The following is a 16,551-nucleotide window of genomic DNA, read 5'->3' on the forward strand; positions in this document are numbered from 1 at the left end:
CGCGCCGCCCGCCCGGCGCGCCCCGCACCCCCGCGAGGGGGCCGGGCCGCGCCACCCCGCCCCCCCCCCCCCCCCCCCGGGGGGGGGGCCCGGGGGCGGCCCAAGCCTCGCAGAGCGGTCTCTCGGCGAGACTCGGCCCCACCCCCAACCCCTCCCCTGAAGGGGAGGGGCTTAGAGAAATCCTCACCCCCCTCTGGGCGTGCTGGCGGGCGCTGTACAAGGCGCGGAACGCGCGGTCGCCGCTCGATCTCGACCTGCCGGAGCGGCGGGTGGTGCTCGACGAGAAGGGGCGCATCCTGTCGGTCGCGCCGCGCGAGCGGCTCGATTCGATGCGGCTGATCGAGGATTACATGATCGCGGCGAACGTCGCCGCCGCCAAGGCGCTGGAGGCGAAGAAGGCGCCGGTGATGTACCGCGTCCACGAACCGCCGAGCCGCGAGAAGCTCGTCGCGCTGAAGGATTACCTCAAGACCTTCGGGATCGAGTTCGCGCTCGGGCAGGTGATCCGGCCGGGGACGTTCAACCATATCCTCGAGAAGGTCGGCGAGGCGGATTTCCGCCAGCAGATCATGGAGCAGGTGCTGCGCACGCAGACGCAGGCCTATTACGCGCCCGCCAATCACGGCCATTTCGGCCTCGCGCTCGGCAGTTACGGGCATTTCACGTCGCCGATCCGGCGCTATGCCGATCTGATCGTCCACCGTTCGCTGGTCGATGCCTACACGCTCGGGCCCGGCGGGCTGACCGAGGGCGAGGCGGCGTCGATGGAGAAGATCGGCCAGTCGATCTCGATGCTGGAGCGCCGCGCGATGGAGGCCGAGCGCGACACGATCGACCGCTATGTCGCCGCCTTCCTCGCGACGCGGATCGGCGAGGTGGTCGACGTGCGCATCACCGGCGTGGCGAGCTTCGGCTTCTTCGCGACGGTCGAGGGGATCGGCGGCGACGGGCTGATGCCGGTGCGCGATCTCGGCCGCGAATATTTTCGTTACGACGATGCGGGCAAGCGGCTGGTCGGCGAGGAGACCGGCACCGAATATGCCAGCGGGATGCGGCTGCAGTTGCGGCTGGCAGAATCGAACCCGGTATCGGGCGCGCTGCGCTTCGAGATGGTCGAGGGTGGCGCGCGGCCGCCGGTGCGTGACGAGCGCGGCGGCAAACCGCGCGTCATCAAGCGGCGCGGGCGGCCCGCCAATATCCGGCACCAGGGGCGGAAGCGCTGATCCAGCCCGCGCGCAGCGCGATGACGGCCAGCGATGCGCCCAGCATGATCGCCGGGTTGAGCACGACCTGCCACGAGAAGCCGTGCAGGAAGAGATAGTTCTTCGGGCCGAGCAGCAGGCACGCGGCGGCGCAGGCGATCCATTCCGCGGTGTCGGGCCGCCGCCCCTCCAGCGCCGTCTGGCGCGCGACGGCGGCGGGGACGAGGACGAAAACGAGCAGATGGTAGTCGGCGATCACGCTCGACCCGAGGCAATAGGCCGAGCACGTGAGGAACAGCAGCAGCGCGGCCGAAATCCGCCGTCGCAAAAAGAGGACCACCGCCGCCAGCATCACCAGCGCCGCGGGCACCGCCGCCGCCGCCTCGACCCCCGGCCGGTAGCCCGCGAAGAACTGCACCGCGCCCATCAGCGAGGAACCGTAGGCCAGCCCCCAATTGTCGACGATGTAGCGGGTCCGGTAATTGTGCAGGCCGCGCAGGAAGGTGCCAATCGTGTAATCGGGATAGAGCGCGTGGGCGACGGCGAGGCTGAGCGCGAAGATCAGCGCGGTCGCCACCGCCAGCACGGCCAGCGCGCGCCAGCGGCCGGTCTGGAACAGCAGGAGCAGCGGCACCGCGAAGGGCGCGGCGTTGGGCCGGATGTTGAGTGCGACGGCGAGGCAGATGGCGGCCACGACCGGCGCCTTGCCGCGCAGCGCCAGCGACATCGACTGGCAGATCAGCAGCGCCGCGAGGCCGGCGTAGATATTCCCGCGCGAGAGCATCATCAGCATCGGATAGCTGGCGAGGCCGATCGCGGCCCAGGCGATCGATTCGTAGCGCGTCGTGCCGAGGCGCGCGGCGATACTGCACCAGCAGACCAGCATCAGGGCGATGATACCGACGAACAAGGCGGCCGGATCGACGATGTGCATCGCGGCGAGATTGGCGAGGCAGATCACTGCGGTGAGCGGCGGCGCGAGGAAATGGGTGATGCCCGCCCCGCCCAGCCCGTCGACACCGTGATAGGGCGTGGTGGCGATGGCGGCGGCGATGCGATCGTGCAGGCCGAACAGGTCGCTCGGCACGACGCCCGCCCCGCCCGGGAAGGACAGGATGAACTTGTAGTAATCGTCGAACAGCCCGGCGGGATCGAACAGGAAGGACGTGAAGGCGGGTTCGCAGCCGAGCAGGCGCGCGAAGATGTTGAACGCGAGGTTCGCGGCCATCAGCTTCAGCAACAGCTTCACCGCGAAGCCGGCCATGCCTTCCTGCGCAGCCTGAGCGCCTGTCCCGACCATCGTTCCCCCGCATGAGCGCGTGCAACTGGCGGGATGGCCCGATCACGGTTAACGAAGCGATAATGCCCGCTGTCCCCGCCTGGCCCCCGCAATCGACCCCGCGCCTGTTCGTGGAGGCGCCGCTCGGCATCGGGCCGGTGCGGATCGAGGGTCCGCAGGCGCATTATCTCGTATCGGTGATGCGAACCAAGGTTGGCGATCCGGTGAAGCTGTTCGACGGCGTGTCAGGCGAATGGCTGGGCGTGGCGAGCGCGGTGGGCAAGCGCGACCTGATCCTCGACGTGACCGAGCGGCTGCGCGAGGCGGAGGTGGTGCCCGACCTGTGGCTGTGCGCCGCGCCGCTGAAGAAGGGCCGCGTCGACTGGCTGGCGGAGAAGGCGTGCGAGCTTGGCGTCGCGCGGTTGGTGCCGACGCTCACGCGGCGCACCGTGGTGGACAAGCTCAACCTCGACCGGCTGCGCGCGCACATGATCGAGGCCGCCGAGCAATGCGGCCGCACCGCCGTGCCCGAACTGGCCGAGCCGGTGAAGCTGGCGGCGCTGCTGCGCGACTGGCCGGGGGAGCGCGCGCTGTATTTCGCCGACGAGGCGGGCGGCGTGCCGGCGGCGGCAGCGATGCGCGACGGATCGGCGAGCGCGGCGATCCTGATCGGGCCCGAGGGCGGCTTCGACGAGGAGGAGCGGGCGGCGGTGCGCGGCGTTACGGCGGCGGTCGGCGTGTCGCTGGGCCCGCGCATCCTGCGCGCGGATACGGCGGCGGCGGCGGCGGTGGCGGTGTGGATGAGTGTAAGGGGGGATTGGTAGAAAATGCCGTTCGTGCTGAGCGAAGTCGAAGCACGTGTGCCGGAGGCTGCGTGTGTGGCACGCCCTTCGACTTCGCTCAGGACGAACGGTGGCTTTTGTACTGATCGGTTGGAATGACCGCCGCCGCCCTCTAGCGCACCCCATTTTGCCCCGCTAAGGCGCGGCCATGACAACGCGCGCCGACTCCCTCAAGGTATCCCCGATCATCGAGAGTCGCGACCAGCTCGTCGCGAGCTTCGCGCGGGGCGAGAAGCCCAAGGATCGCTGGCGGATCGGCACCGAGCACGAGAAGTTCGTCTATGCGTTCGGCGATCATCACGCGCCGAGCTATGACGAGCCGGGCGGCATCCTCGCGCTGCTCGACGGGCTGAAGGAATACGGCTGGCAGCCGGTCGAGGAGAAGGGCGCGGACGGCAAATACCGCACCATCGCCATGTCGGGCGCGGACGGATCGATCAGCCTGGAGCCCGCCGGCCAGTTCGAGCTGTCGGGCGCACCGCTCGACAATCTGCACGAGACCTGCGCGGAGACCGGGCGGCACCTGGAGCAGGTGAAGGCGGTCGGCGACCGGCTCGGCATCGGTTTCCTGGGGCTCGGCATGTGGCCCGACAAGACCCGCGCCGAGCTGCCGATCATGCCCAAGGGCCGCTATGCGATCATGCTGCGCCACATGCCGCGCGTCGGCAGCATGGGGCTCGACATGATGCTGCGGACCTGCACGATCCAGGTCAACCTCGACTATGAGAGCGAGGCGGACATGGCGAAGAAGTTCCGCGTCGGCCTCGCGCTGCAGCCGCTGGCGACGGCGCTGTTCGCCAATTCGCCCTTCACGGAAGGGCGGCCCAACGGCATGCTGTCGTACCGCAGCCATATCTGGTCGGACACCGACCCTGCGCGCACCGGCATGCTGCCGTTCGTGTTCGAGGACGGCTTCGGCTACGATCGCTATGCCGAATATGCGCTCGATGTGCCGATGTACTTCGTCTACCGCGACGGGCTCTATATCGACGCGGCCGGGCTGAGCTTCCGCGATTTCCTCAAGGGCGAGCTTTCGGTGCTGCCGGGCGAGCTGCCGACGCTCGACGACTGGAACGATCATCTGTCGACCGCCTTCCCGGAGGTGCGGCTCAAGACCTTCCTCGAGATGCGCGGCGCGGACGGCGGACCGTGGGGGCGGATCTGTGCCCTCCCCGCTCTTTGGGTCGGGCTGCTGTACGATGGCGGCGCGCTCGATGCGGCGTGGGACGTGGTGAAGCACTGGAGCATCGAGGAGCGGCAGGTGCTGCGCGATTCGGTGCCGAAGCTGGGGCTCGACGCGCCGATCGCGGGCGGGCGAAAGCTGCGCGAGATCGCGGGCGAGGTGCTCGACATCGCGCATGCCGGCCTCGCGGCGCGGGCGCGCTTCGACGCGGGCGGCAGCAACGAGACGGGCTTCCTCGATCCGCTGCGCGAGGTGGTGCGGAGCGGCAAGGTTCCGGCCGAAGTGCTGCTGGAGAAATATCACGGCCCGTGGGGTGGCGATGTTTCGAAGGTCTATGAGGATATGAAGTTCTGAGAATGCCGTCGCCCCGGCGCAGGCCGGGGCCGCCGAGTTTGGGGCACGCCCGTCGCCAGCCACGCAGCGGCCCCGGCCTGCGCCGGGGCGACGATTGGCTTAGCGCTTGCCGCGCACCCAGGCGAAGAAGCGCGGCACCGCGCCGTTGCGCTCCATCCACTCGCTATACGCGCGGTAGGCGGGGTCCATGCCCAGATGTCGCTCCTCGGTTTTCGCGCGCCAGTAATAGACGCCCGCCACCACCAGCATCAGCGCAGTCGCGCGGACGCCATCGACCCAGTTGCCCGTCGTCAGGAACGGCAGCGTCGAGAGGAACCAGAAGAGGTTCTTCGACAGATAGGCCGGGTGGCGCGTGAACTTGTACGGCCCGTGCGTCAGGATGCCGCGGTGCGTGAGGTTGGAGAAGCGGAAGCCGAATGCCATCGTCGCCCAGGCGTAGATCGCGGTGAGCCCCACGAGCGTCACGCCCGTCACAGCGAGCATGACGGGATGGCCCTGCATCCAGATCGTCCAGCCGTCCGGCCCGCGCGTGCCGGGGTGGTAATCGAGCACGCCGCCCTCCCCCATCAGCACGAACGGCGGGTAGCAGATCAGCGCCGCCAGCCACGCCGCCGCGAACGGATTGGCGCTGCGGATGTGCGAATCGAGCGGCCGCATCGTCAGCACGTAGCCGACCGTCGCGAAGGCCACGTCGATCACGAACATGAAGGTGATGAGCCAGTTCGACAGCGCGACGGGATCGTGCAGGATCTGGCTGGTATCGCCGCGGATGAAATCACCGAAGCCGCCCGGCACGATCGCCAGCATGAAGGCGAGGAAAAAGCCCTTCACCGCCCAGCTGCGCAGGTGGGCGTAGATTGCCTCATGGTCGATCGGCTCCTTGAGGCCCATCAGCCACGCGCCGAGCGTCCAGGCGCCGTCCTTCGGCTCGACGAGATGGCGGTCGAGCCACAGGACATAGGGGATGGAGAGCACGAACAGCGCGGGTGCGGCAGTGCCGAGGCACCACATCGAGAAGAGGTAATTGTCCTCCCAATAGCTGCGCACCACGCCGTAGATCAGGCCGATGCCGGCCCAAGTGATCCACAGGCCCGCGAGCTTGGTAAGGCTGATCTCGAAGGTGTCGCGGAGCGGCTTGGGGTGATCCCAGTCGATGCCGGTCGAGGGGTTGCGGTGGACCTTGTCGACGAACACCGACCACAGCACCATCGGCAACCCGCAGGCGGCGACGTTGCAGAGCGCCGCATACGGCCCGTCCATGCCGTAGATGCGCGCGAGCGTGATCCAGGTAAGCAGCCCCGCGAGCCCCGCGAGGCCGCAGCCGGTGCTGACGGCCGATGCGGGACGCGGATCGGCGGCACGGGCTTCGCGCGCGAGAGCGGTATCGTGGAACATGGCCGGTTGCGTAGCGCGGAAATGGTTAGGGACGGGTGAAGGCGCGTCTGCGACCGACGGCGACGGAACGCATATCGTTCGCACGGAGCAGATCGTAGTAACGATTTTCGTTGCGGATCGCACGAATCGTTACTACAAATATCTCGTGATCATCGTGTGGGACGGGCCTAAACGCGACGCGAACCCCGCCAAGCACGGTTTCGATTTTGCGGAGCTCGGCGAGGAATTTTTCCTCTCCGCACAGGTCGAGATCGCCAGAAGCGATCGGTTCAAGGCGGTCGGTCGCCTGAACGATGGCACGATCGCGGTGATCTTCGCCACACTCGGCACCGAGGGCATCTCGATCATTTCGATGCGCCGTGCCAGCCGTATGGAAAGAAAGCTGATCGATGACGAAAACCTGGCCTAGTTTCATCACGCGCGATCTCGGGGATTCCGACGCCGACCTCACCGAGATGGAGCGGCGCTGGACGGTGTATCGCGACGAGATGCAGAAGGTCATCGCCGCCGGCGGGGTCCATCAGGACGAAGACGGCTGGTGGATCGACGATGCGAGCGGGGAACTGATCGGCCCCGATCCCGAAATCGAGCGCCCTGAGACCGAGCCGGCCAAGACGATCCCGTTTGCGGACGCATTCCCCGAACTGGCTGCGGAAATGCGGCGCTCGCGCGGAAAGCAGAAGGCACCAACCAAGGTCAGCACAACCCTGCGCCTCGATCGCGACGTTCTCGAACGGTTCAAGCAATCGGGTCCAGGCTGGCAATCGCGGATGAACGAAGCGCTGCGAGCGGCGGCGGGAATATAGCGGCGCGGACAGGTGTTGCGCCGCCCGCCCCGCTTCGGTATCTCGCGCTCCATCGCGGGTATAGTACAATGGTAGTACAGCAGCCTTCCAAGCTGAATACACGGGTTCGATTCCCGTTACCCGCTCCAGAGATTTCAAAGGCTTAGCGATGACCGCCACGACTTTCGCCGAAGCGCAGGCGTGGATCGTGAGCGTCGGGCGGTGGCTCGACGGCAAGGGTTGGGCACCCGCCACCTCGGGCAATTATTCGGCGCGGCTCGATGATGGCAGCTTCGCCGTCACCGTTTCTGGGCGGCACAAGGGGCGGCTGACGCCGGACGATGTGATGCGCGTCGATGCGGCGGGCGCGTCGCTCGACGGCAAGAAGCCCTCGGCCGAGACGGCGCTGCACCTCGCGCTCTACACACTGTTCCCGGAGTGCGGGGCGGTGCTGCACAGTCATTCCGCCGCCAATGTCGGGCTCAGCCGCGCGGCCTATGCGGGCAGCTACAGCTTCGCGGGGCACGAGATGCTCAAGGCGCTGCCGGGCAACCCGACGCACGACGCCAGCGTCGCGATCCCGATCGTCGACAACAGCCAGGACATGGCCGTGATCGAGGCGGCGATCGCGCCGCGCCTGCTGGCGCCGGGGGCCGCGCCCGCCTATCTTATCCGCGGCCACGGCCTCTATGGCTGGGGCAAGGACATGGCCGAGGCCGAGCGCGTGATCGAGGCGGTCGAGTGGATGATCGCGGCCGAACTGGCGGAAAGGAGCTTTCGCGGATGAGCCGATTGCAGATTTTCGACGAGGGCGATGCGCAGGCGCTGCTGCTCGACAGCACGGACGAGGCCGAGATCGCCGGGGCGCTCGCGACCATCGGCGTGCGTTTCGAACGCTGGGACACGCGCGAGGTGACGGGCGATGTGCTCGACGCCTATGCGCCCGAGATCGGCCGGCTCAAGGCGGAGGGCGGATACCTTTCGGTCGATACGATCGCGATGACCGCCGACCATCCCGAACGCGGGGCGCTGCGCCAGAAATTCCTGTCCGAACACACGCACGGCGAGGACGAGGTGCGTTTCTTCGTCGAGGGCGAAGGGCTGTTCACGCTCCATGAGCAGGGCCGCGTGTTCAACATGCTGTGTACGCGCGGCGACCTGATCTCGGTGCCGGCGGGGATGAAGCACTGGTTCGACATGGGCCCGGCCCCGCGCTTCACCGCGATCCGGCTGTTCCGCAACCCCGACGGGTGGATCGCGCGCTTCACCGGCGACGATATCGCCGCGCGTTTTCCCCGGCACGAGCCCGTCGCGGCATGAGGGCGATCCTCACCGATATCGAGGGCACGACGACGAGCATCAGCTTCGTCGCCGACGTGCTGTTTATCCATGCGCGCGAGCATCTGGCGGAATACGTTGCAGCGCACCCGGAGGAGACCGCGCCGATCCTCGCCGAAGTCGCCGCGACCGGCGAGAGCGATCCGGTGGCGACGCTGATCCGCTGGATCGACGAGGATCGAAAAGTGACGCCGCTCAAGACGTTGCAGGGAATGATCTGGGCGGACGGCTACATCTCGGGCGCGTTCACCGGCCACGTCTATGACGATGCGGTGGCGGGGCTGCGGCGCTTCCATGCGGCGGGGGTGGCGCTCTACGTGTTCTCGTCGGGATCGGTCGCGGCGCAGAAGCTGCTGTTCGGGCATAGCGACGCGGGCGACCTGACGCCGCTGTTCTCTGGCTATTTCGACACGACGACCGGGCCGAAGCGCGAGGCGGCGTCCTATGCCGCCATCGCTCGCGAGATCGATGTGCCGCCGGAGGAGATCCTGTTCCTCTCCGACACGCCCGAGGAAGTCGGCGCGGCACAGAAGGCGGGGCTCAATGCGCTGCTGATCGACCGCGAGCGCGGCCGCGGGGATATCGCCAGCTTCGACGACATCAAGCTCACGGTGCATACCGTTCAATGATCCTCGAAGGCCATCACCAGCGCTCGATCACCCGCACGCAGGACGGGCGCGGGGCACGGATTCTCGATCAGCGCGAGCTGCCGTGGAAGGTGAAGTGGGTCGAGCTGCGTTCCGCGCACGATGCCGAGGTCGCGATCCGCGAGATGTGGACGCGCGGTGCGCCGATGATCGGGGCGACCGCCGCCTACGGCCTCGCGATGGCGCTGGCGATGGACGCTTCGGACGAGACGCTCGATGCCGCGTACACGCTCTTGCTCGCGTCGCGGCCCACCGCGGTCAACCTGCGCTGGGCGCTCGACCGGATGATGGAGACGGTTCGGCCCCTGCCCGCGTCCGAGCGCGCCGAAGCTGCCTTCGCGCGCGCCGATGCGATCTGCGACGAGGATGTCGCACTCAACAAGGCGATCGGCGAGCATGGCCTTGCGCTGCTGCGCGACCTGCACGCCAAGCATCCCGACCGGCCGCTCAACATCCTGACGCATTGCAACGCCGGCTGGCTGGCGACGGTCGATTACGGGACGGCGACCGCGCCGATCTACCTCGCGCACGATGCCGGGATTCCGGTCCACGTCTGGGTCGACGAGACACGGCCGCGCAACCAGGGCGCGCTGCTGACGGCGTTCGAGCTTTCCGGGCACGGCGTGCCGCATACCGTCATCGTCGACAATGCCGGCGGGCATCTGATGATGAACGGGCAGGTCGACGCGGTGATCGTCGGCACCGACCGCGTGACGGCGAACGGCGACGTCTGCAACAAGATCGGCACCTATCTGAAGGCGCTGGCGGCGTTCGACAACGACGTGCCGTTCTACGTCGCGCTGCCCTCGCCGACGTTCGATCCCGACACGCCGACCGGGCGCGACATCCCGATCGAGGAGCGCCACGGCGACGAGGTGATCCACGTCGCGGGCGAAGGCGGCACGATCCGCGTGACGGGTTCCAGCGCGGCCAATCCGGCGTTCGACGTGACGCCCGCACGGCTGGTGACGGCGTACATCACCGAGCGCGGGGTGCTCGACCGGGTCTAGGGCCGGCGCGCCATCCGCTCCAGCGCGCCGTCGAGCGTCGCGTCCTGCTTGGCGAAGCACAGCCGCACGACGTTGGTGACGGCATCCTGCGCGTAGAAGGCGCTGACCGGGATGGTCGCGACGCCTGCCTCTTCGATCAGCCACTGCGCGAAGGCGACGTCGCTCATGTCCACGCCCGATGCGGCAAGATCGATGTTGAGGAAGTAGGTCGCGGAGCCCGGCAGCACGCTGTAGCCGAGCCCGCGCAGGCCGTCCGCGAGCCGGTCGCGCGAGCGCTGGAAGTCGCGCCGCATCGTCTCGAAATAGCCGATGTCCTTGCCAAGCCCGAAGGCGGCGGCGGCCTGCAGGTTGGGCGGCGTGGTGAAGGTGACGAACTGATGCGCCTTGGCGAGCACCGCGGCGATGGCGGGCGCGGCGCACATCCAGCCGACCTTCCAGCCGGTGAGCGAGAAGATCTTGCCGGCCGATCCGATCTTCACGGTTCGCTCGCGCATCCCCGGCTCGGCGATCAGCGGGCGGTGTTCGGCACCGTCGAACACGACATGCTCCCACACCTCGTCGCAGATCGCGATCGCGTCGTGGCTGACGCAGAAATCGGCGAGGAGCGCGCGCTCCTCCGCCGTCAGCAGGGTGCCGGTGGGGTTGAGCGGCGAGTTGACGATGAGGAGCCGCGTCCTCTCGCTGGCGACAGCCGCCAGCGCCTCGGCAGTGATGCGCCATGCGGGCGGTTCGAGCCGGACGAGCTTTGCCACGCCCCCCGCCCGCTCGACCAGCGGCAGATAGGCGTCGTAGAGCGGCTCGAACATCACGACCTCGTCGCCCGGCGAGACGAGCGCGAGGATCGCCGAGGCCAGCGCCTCGGTCGCGCCGGAGGTGACGATCACCTCCTCGGGCGTGAGATCGAGGCCCTGATGCGCTGCGTAGTGCGCGGCGATCGCCTGGCGCAGCGCGGGCGTGCCCATCATCGGCGGATATTGGTTGGACTCCTCCAGCAGCGCGCGTGCCGCCTCGGCCAGCACGTCTTCCGGGCCGCGTCCGTCGGGGAAACCCTGCCCCAGGTTGATCGCGCCCGTCGCGCGGGCGCGGGCGGACATCTGCTCGAAGATCGTTGTGCCGAGTTTCGTATAGACCGGATTCATCGATCCCAATTCCGTTCGCGCTGCGCCTGTCGCCGCACGTGCCCCGGAACGCGCCCTTCGACAAGCTCCGGGGGCGGGGAATGGGATGAGGATTCCTCATCCGTCCGTCGCGCTACGCCGGTAGATCGGCGGGCCGGTAATCGCGCAGCAGCGCGTGCAGGACGGCGAGCGCGCCGAGATAGGCGAAGGCGGCGGCTATGAAGATCGGCTGGTAGCTGCCCAGCGTCGAGAGGATCGCACCGGCGAATTTCGCCATCAGCATCCCGCCGAGCGCCCCGGCGAGGCCACCGAGACCGACGACCGATCCGGCCGTGCCACGCGGGAACAGATCCCCCGGCAGGGCATAGAGATTGGCGGAGAAGGCCTGATGCCCGGCGCAGGCGAGCCCGATCATCAGCACCGCACTCCACATGCCCGGTGCCGAGGTGGCGAAGGCGATCGGCACCGCGCACAGCGCCGCCGCCAGCATCGCGGTCTTGCGCGCGCGGCCGAGCGACCAGCCACGGCCGATCAGATTCGAGGAAAAGGCGCCGCCCGCGACCGATCCGACATCGGCGAGCAGATAGATGACGACAAGCGGCGGGCCGAACTCGGTCATCTTCAGGTGATACTGGCGGTTGAAGAAATCGGGCAGCCAGAACAGGAAGGTCCACCACACCGGATCGATCATGAAGCGCCCGATCGCATAGGCCCATGCCTGGCGCGTCCGCAGCAAGATGCGGAACGGCACCGCTTTCCTCACCTCCCCGGAACCCGACCCGATCCATGCGAGCTCGCCCGGTGTGACCCAGCCGTGCGCACGCGGTGCGCGGTAGAAGAGGAGCCAGCCGACCAGCCAGACGATCGTCAGCAGGCCGGTGACGATGAAGGCCATGCGCCAGCCGAACGACAGCGCAACGATCGGCACGATCAGCGGCGTCAGGATCGCGCCGACGTTGGAGCCGGCGTTGAAGATGCCGATCGCCAGCGCACGCTCGCGCGCCGGAAACCATTCGTTGGTCGCGGCCAGCGCCGCCGGGAACGCGCCCGCCTCGCCCATCGCCAGCGGAATGCGCGCGATCAGCATCCCGGCGGTCGAGGTGAAGGCGATATGCGCGACATGGCCCGCCGTCCACAGCACGACGGCGATGGCATAGCCGATGCGCGCGCCGACGCGGTCGACGATCCGGCCGAACACGACATAGGATATGCCGTAGACCGCCTGGAACCAGATCGCGAGATCGGCATAGCCCGTCTCGCTCCAGCCGTAGCGCGCCTGCAGATCGGGCTTGAGCACCGGCAGGACGAGGCGATCGATATAGCTCAGCACGACGGCGAAGAAGAGGAAGGCGCAGACGATCCAGCGCACCCGTCCGCGACGCGGCGGGATCGGGAGAATCTCCGGCTCCGTGACGGCTTCTGCGGTCATGCTTTCCCCTCCTGGGTGCCGGCCACCTTTGGCTCCTGGCATGTGCGCTCTGCCCGGCCTTACCACACTGGTCAAGCCAAAGTGCGCCACACGAGAGCGATGCCGATTGATCGGGCCGTGCTGTGCTGCGGAAAATTGGTTATTGCATTTGGCCTTACCAGATCGTAATCGTGGTTCTACCAAAGCTCGTGAGACAACGGGCGAAGCCTTCAGGAGTGGGTGACATGGCGCTTTCAGTCTTTCGTATCGGATCTTCGGTGGCCGCGCTCGGCGCCGCATTGTGCGCAGCCCCCTTGCTCGCCGCCGCGCCCGATCAGGTCGCCCCTACCGATCCCGCCGGAACGCCGGCCCCCGCCGTCGGCCCGGCCGCGCCGGAACCCGCCACGATCGGCGACATCGTCGTCACCGCCAACAAGCGCGCGGAGAATGTGCAGAAGGTGCCGCTCGCGGTGTCCGTGCTTTCGCCTGCGCAGTTGCAGACATCGGGCGCGACTCAGTTCCAGGATCTCGGCCGCGTATCGCCCTCGCTCGTCGTCCGCCCGGCCGAACAGCCGGTCAATTCCAACGTCTCGCTGCGCGGCGTCGGCACCTTCGCCTTCGGCATCGGCGTCGAATCGAGCGTCGCCGTCCTCGTCGACGAAGTGCCGCTCGCCTTCTCCGCGCGCGCCTTCACCGACCTGCCCGATGTCGAGCGGATCGAGGTGCTGCGCGGGCCGCAGAGCACGCTGTACGGCAAGTCGGCCTCGGCCGGCCTGATCAACATCATCACGCGCAACCCGACCGACACCTTCCGGCTCCACGCCAACGCGATGGCGACGACCGATTCCGAATATGGCGCGAATTTCAGCGCCTCCGGCCCGATCAGCGATACGGTCGGCTACGTCGTCTCCGCCGCCTATTCGAAGTGGGACGGCAACGTGAAGAACCTCTTCAACGGCAAGGATACCAACGGCCGCGAAGCCTTCAACACCCGCGCCAAGATCCGCTGGGAGCCGACCAGCGACATCTCGCTGACGCTGTCGGGCAACTACGTTAACGGCAACACGACCGTCGCGCGGCCGTTCGTCAACGTGTCGCCGACCGCGCTCTTCCGCAACACCGCCGGGCTGACGCTGCCGGTCGTGATGCCGGGCGTCACCATCAGCCGCAGCAACCAGAACATCAGCAACAACCTGGATTCGCGCACCCGGTACGAAGGCTATGGCGGCAATTTCCGCGCCGAGATCGGCCTGGGCGAGATGACGCTGACGTCGATCACCTCGTACGACAATTTCCATCTCTACGATTATCTCGATCAGGACGACACGTCCTATTCGGGTACGCTGGGCAACAACAACCAGATCGGCGAATTCAAGGAGCATATGGTGACGCAGGAGGTCCGCCTGCAGTCCCCCGCGAGCAAGCCGTTCCGCTACACCGTCGGCGTCTATTATGCCGACGTGAACTTCGCGCGTCCGTTCGTGCGCGGGCCGTATTTCTCGCTCGCCAACTGGAACGCGACGTCGGAGTCGCGCCAGATCGCGGGCTTCGCGCAGGCGGACTGGGAGTTCCTGCCGCAATTGACCGCGACCGGCGGCGTCCGCGTCCAGAACGAAAAGGTCGAATATACCTATCGCGACAACCTCGCGGTGGCGCCCGCCCCCTCGTTCTTCAGCGGCAACGCGGAGGATACGGCGGTGACGTGGAAGGCCAGCCTGCGCTACGAAGTGACGCCGGACCTGATGTTCTTCGGCACCTATGCGACCGGCTACAAGGGCCAGACCTACGATCTGACCACCGGCTTCAACGCCAACCGCGCGGCCGCCGGCCCGATCAAGCCCGAGCGTTCGCGCGACATGGAACTGGGCGCGCGCATGCAGTTCTTCGAGCGCCGCCTGACCGCCAACCTCACGCTGTTCAACACCGACTATGACAATCTGCAGGCGCAATCGATCGAGACGCTGGCGGACGGCACGTCGAACTACCGCCTCACCAACGTCGGCGGGTTGAACACCAAGGGCATCGAGCTGGAGACGACGGCGCGGCTCGGCAGCGATCTGAACCTCACCGGATCGGTGACGTATCTCGACGCGAAATATACCTCGTTCCCGGTCGCGCAATGCTATCCGTTGCAGACCGTGGCGACGGGCTGCGTCGCGGCCGTGCCGGCGACCCCGACGACGCCCGCCGTCCCGGCCTATCAGAACCTCACCGGCACGCGCGCGGTGCAGGCGCCGGAATGGAAGTTCGCGTTCAGCGCGGATTATTCTCCGTCGCTGGGCGGCAACCTGAAGGGCATCGCGCAGCTCAACTGGCAGTATCAGAGCGACGTCCAATATGCCGCGCGCGACCCGGAACTGTTCCAGGCGGGCTATCACATCGTCAACATCGGCCTGGGCGTGCGCGATGCCGACCGCCGGTGGGAGATCGTCGGCTTCATCAACAATCTGTTCGACCAGCAATATTTCCCGGCGCTGGTGAACACGGCGGGCAATTTCGGCAACCAGATCGCGACGCAGGCGATCCTGCCGCGCGACTTCCGCCGCTATGGCGGCGTGCGGCTGGCGCTGAACTTCTGATCCCCGGGCGGCCGGGTGAGCCCCCTCACCCGGCCAATTCCAGCAAATGGAGAGCGATTGATGCCGCGTCGAATTCAGAGTGGCGTCATGACGGCGGCGCTGCTCGCGCTCGCCCTGCCGAACGCGACGGTCGCGCAAGGCGGCCCGCCCGCCCGGCCGGGCGTGGACGCACCTGAACTCGCGGCGCTCGGCCAATATCCGGTGGGCGTCGCCGACGCCGCGTTCGTGCAGCCGCAGCAGGCCGATCCGCTGCAGGGCAAGGACAGCCCCGCGATCACCGACCGCCGCGTGACGATGAAGGTCTGGTATCCGGCGGCGAAAGCCGGCCCCGGCACCGTCTATCATGCGGCGATGACGGGTGAGACCGGCGCCGACGTCGCCTTCACCGTTCCCGGCCTGGCGACGCCCGGCGCGCCCGGCGCGAAGGGCCGCTTCCCGCTCGTCATCCTCTCGCACGGATACGGCAACACGCCCGAGGCGCTGTCGTGGCTCGGCGAGAATCTGGCGACCAAGGGCTATGTCGTCGTCGCCCCCGCCTTCCGCGATCCGCCGATCAACATCCGCACGGCGGCGGCGATGGCCGGGCCGCTCACGCGCCGGCCGCTCGACATCGTCTTCGTCGCGGCCGAGGCGCAGCGCCGCGCGAATGCGGGTCAGGGCCCGTTCGCCGCCGCCGATGCGTCGCGCACCGCGCTGATCGGCTATTCGATGGGCGGCTACGGCTCGCTCACCGCCGCCGGTGCGCCGCTCGATCCCGGCATGGCCGATGCGACACGCGGCGCGCTCGCGCCCTATGTGGCGGGCGGGCCGAAGCAGGGCGACATCAGGATCGCGAACCTGAAGGCGGTCGTCGCGATCGCGCCGCCCAACGGCGTCCGCGGTATCAAGACCTGGGCCGAGCCCGGCGTCGCCGCGATCCGCGTGCCGACCTTCTTCATCGTCGGCAGCCAGGATCATGTCGTCGGCTACGATCCCGGCGTGCGCACGCTGTTCGACGCCGAGGCGCACGTGCCGCGCTATCTGCTGACCTTCCGCGAGGCGGGACACAGCATCGCGCTGATCGGCGCGCCGCCGGAGATGCGCGGCACCTATTGGGACGAGGACTGGTTCGAGGATGCGGTGTGGCGCAAGGACCGGTTGCTGCCGGTGCAGGCGCATTTCATCACCGCCTTCCTCGATCGCTACGTGAAGGGCGATGTGGCCAGGGCGGCCTATATCGACGGACTGGTGCCGAATTCGGGCGACGGCAAATGGCCCGCCGCGCCGGCCGGGCGCGTCTCGCGGTTCAGCCCCGGCGCGCCCGACGCGACGCTGTGGAAGGGATTCCAGCCGAGCCGCGCCGTCGGCATGTCGCTGGAATTCAAGCCGGCGCAATAGCCGCATCGAAATTCGGATTACAGCGGGAGAGACG

At 67.9% G+C, this 16,551-nt stretch carries 14 protein-coding genes, 1 tRNA gene and 1 pseudogene; 12 read left to right on the forward strand and 4 right to left on the reverse strand.

The genetic code is table 11. The annotated features are described in order from the left end of the window. Positions 1-179 precede the first annotated feature (179 nt). Positions 180-1,223: pseudogene (locus Q5H94_RS14225) on the forward strand (RNB domain-containing ribonuclease); the annotation flags it as partial. Here Q5H94_RS14225 and Q5H94_RS14230 read toward each other — a convergent pair. Next, a complete protein-coding gene (locus Q5H94_RS14230) occupies positions 1,171-2,502 on the reverse strand; it encodes a glycosyltransferase 87 family protein (protein WP_304561952.1) in 1,332 nt (443 codons plus the stop codon). The pseudogene Q5H94_RS14225 and the gene Q5H94_RS14230 overlap by 53 nt on opposite strands. Before the next feature lie 62 nt (positions 2,503-2,564). Between Q5H94_RS14230 and Q5H94_RS14235 the strand changes: the two genes are divergently transcribed. Both Q5H94_RS14235 and Q5H94_RS14240 read left to right on the forward strand, forming a co-directional pair. After that, positions 2,565-3,305 (forward strand): 16S rRNA (uracil(1498)-N(3))-methyltransferase, encoded by a 741-nt coding sequence (locus Q5H94_RS14235; RefSeq protein WP_304561953.1) that lies wholly within the window; start codon positions 2,565-2,567, stop codon positions 3,303-3,305. A gap of 166 nt (positions 3,306-3,471) precedes the next feature. Beyond that, positions 3,472-4,860, forward strand: coding sequence for a glutamate--cysteine ligase (locus tag Q5H94_RS14240; RefSeq protein WP_304561954.1), 1,389 nt, complete (start codon positions 3,472-3,474; stop codon positions 4,858-4,860). 99 nt (positions 4,861-4,959) lie between these two features. On the opposite strand, the gene Q5H94_RS14245 is transcribed toward Q5H94_RS14240, so the two are convergent. Next, positions 4,960-6,255 (reverse strand): methyltransferase family protein, encoded by a 1,296-nt coding sequence (locus tag Q5H94_RS14245; RefSeq protein ID WP_304561955.1) that lies wholly within the window; start codon positions 6,253-6,255, stop codon positions 4,960-4,962. Between Q5H94_RS14245 and Q5H94_RS14250 the strand changes: the two genes are divergently transcribed. The 7 genes from Q5H94_RS14250 to mtnA all read left to right on the forward strand — a co-directional run bounded on the left by Q5H94_RS14250 (position 6,185) and on the right by mtnA (position 10,035). Next, the gene (locus Q5H94_RS14250; protein ID WP_304561956.1) at positions 6,185-6,664 is read left to right on the forward strand and encodes a BrnT family toxin; all 480 of its coding nucleotides are present in this window, start codon (positions 6,185-6,187) and stop codon (positions 6,662-6,664) included. The genes Q5H94_RS14245 and Q5H94_RS14250 overlap by 71 nt on opposite strands. Continuing rightward, on the forward strand, positions 6,645-7,061 hold the full coding sequence (locus tag Q5H94_RS14255) for a BrnA antitoxin family protein (protein WP_431312173.1): 417 nt from the start codon (positions 6,645-6,647) through the stop codon (positions 7,059-7,061). Before Q5H94_RS14250 ends, Q5H94_RS14255 begins: the two co-directional genes overlap by 20 nt. 54 nt (positions 7,062-7,115) lie before the next feature. Next, positions 7,116-7,189: transfer RNA gene (locus Q5H94_RS14260), tRNA-Gly, on the forward strand. A 20-nt stretch (positions 7,190-7,209) separates the two neighbouring features. After that, a complete protein-coding gene (locus Q5H94_RS14265) occupies positions 7,210-7,827 on the forward strand; it encodes a methylthioribulose 1-phosphate dehydratase (RefSeq protein WP_304561957.1) in 618 nt (205 codons plus the stop codon). Beyond that, positions 7,824-8,360 carry a 1,2-dihydroxy-3-keto-5-methylthiopentene dioxygenase gene (locus Q5H94_RS14270; RefSeq protein ID WP_304561958.1) on the forward strand — a complete coding sequence of 179 codons (537 nt, stop codon included), beginning with the start codon at positions 7,824-7,826 and terminating at the stop codon, positions 8,358-8,360. Before Q5H94_RS14265 ends, Q5H94_RS14270 begins: the two co-directional genes overlap by 4 nt. After that, entirely contained in the window at positions 8,357-9,007 is a 651-nt protein-coding gene (mtnC, locus tag Q5H94_RS14275; RefSeq protein ID WP_304561959.1) for an acireductone synthase, read from the forward strand. Before Q5H94_RS14270 ends, mtnC begins: the two co-directional genes overlap by 4 nt. After that, the gene (mtnA, locus tag Q5H94_RS14280) at positions 9,004-10,035 is read left to right on the forward strand and encodes an S-methyl-5-thioribose-1-phosphate isomerase (protein WP_304561960.1); all 1,032 of its coding nucleotides are present in this window, start codon (positions 9,004-9,006) and stop codon (positions 10,033-10,035) included. Before mtnC ends, mtnA begins: the two co-directional genes overlap by 4 nt. Here mtnA and Q5H94_RS14285 read toward each other — a convergent pair. Beyond that, positions 10,032-11,174 carry an aminotransferase gene (locus Q5H94_RS14285; RefSeq protein ID WP_304561961.1) on the reverse strand — a complete coding sequence of 381 codons (1,143 nt, stop codon included), beginning with the start codon at positions 11,172-11,174 and terminating at the stop codon, positions 10,032-10,034. The genes mtnA and Q5H94_RS14285 overlap by 4 nt on opposite strands. Positions 11,175-11,286: 112 nt before the next feature. Continuing rightward, positions 11,287-12,582 (reverse strand): MFS transporter, encoded by a 1,296-nt coding sequence (locus tag Q5H94_RS14290; RefSeq protein ID WP_304561962.1) that lies wholly within the window; start codon positions 12,580-12,582, stop codon positions 11,287-11,289. Positions 12,583-12,806: 224 nt separating this feature from the next. On the opposite strand from Q5H94_RS14290, the gene Q5H94_RS14295 reads away from it, so the two are divergent. Continuing rightward, positions 12,807-15,140 (forward strand): TonB-dependent receptor, encoded by a 2,334-nt coding sequence (locus tag Q5H94_RS14295; protein WP_304561963.1) that lies wholly within the window; start codon positions 12,807-12,809, stop codon positions 15,138-15,140. A 60-nt stretch (positions 15,141-15,200) separates the two neighbouring features. Then, the gene (locus Q5H94_RS14300) at positions 15,201-16,517 is read left to right on the forward strand and encodes an alpha/beta hydrolase family protein (RefSeq protein ID WP_304561964.1); all 1,317 of its coding nucleotides are present in this window, start codon (positions 15,201-15,203) and stop codon (positions 16,515-16,517) included. Positions 16,518-16,551 lie beyond the last annotated feature (34 nt).

Origin of the sequence: Sphingomonas immobilis (genome assembly GCF_030580995.1) — a bacterium.
Taxonomy (GTDB): Bacteria; Pseudomonadota; Alphaproteobacteria; order Sphingomonadales; family Sphingomonadaceae; genus Sphingomonas; species Sphingomonas immobilis.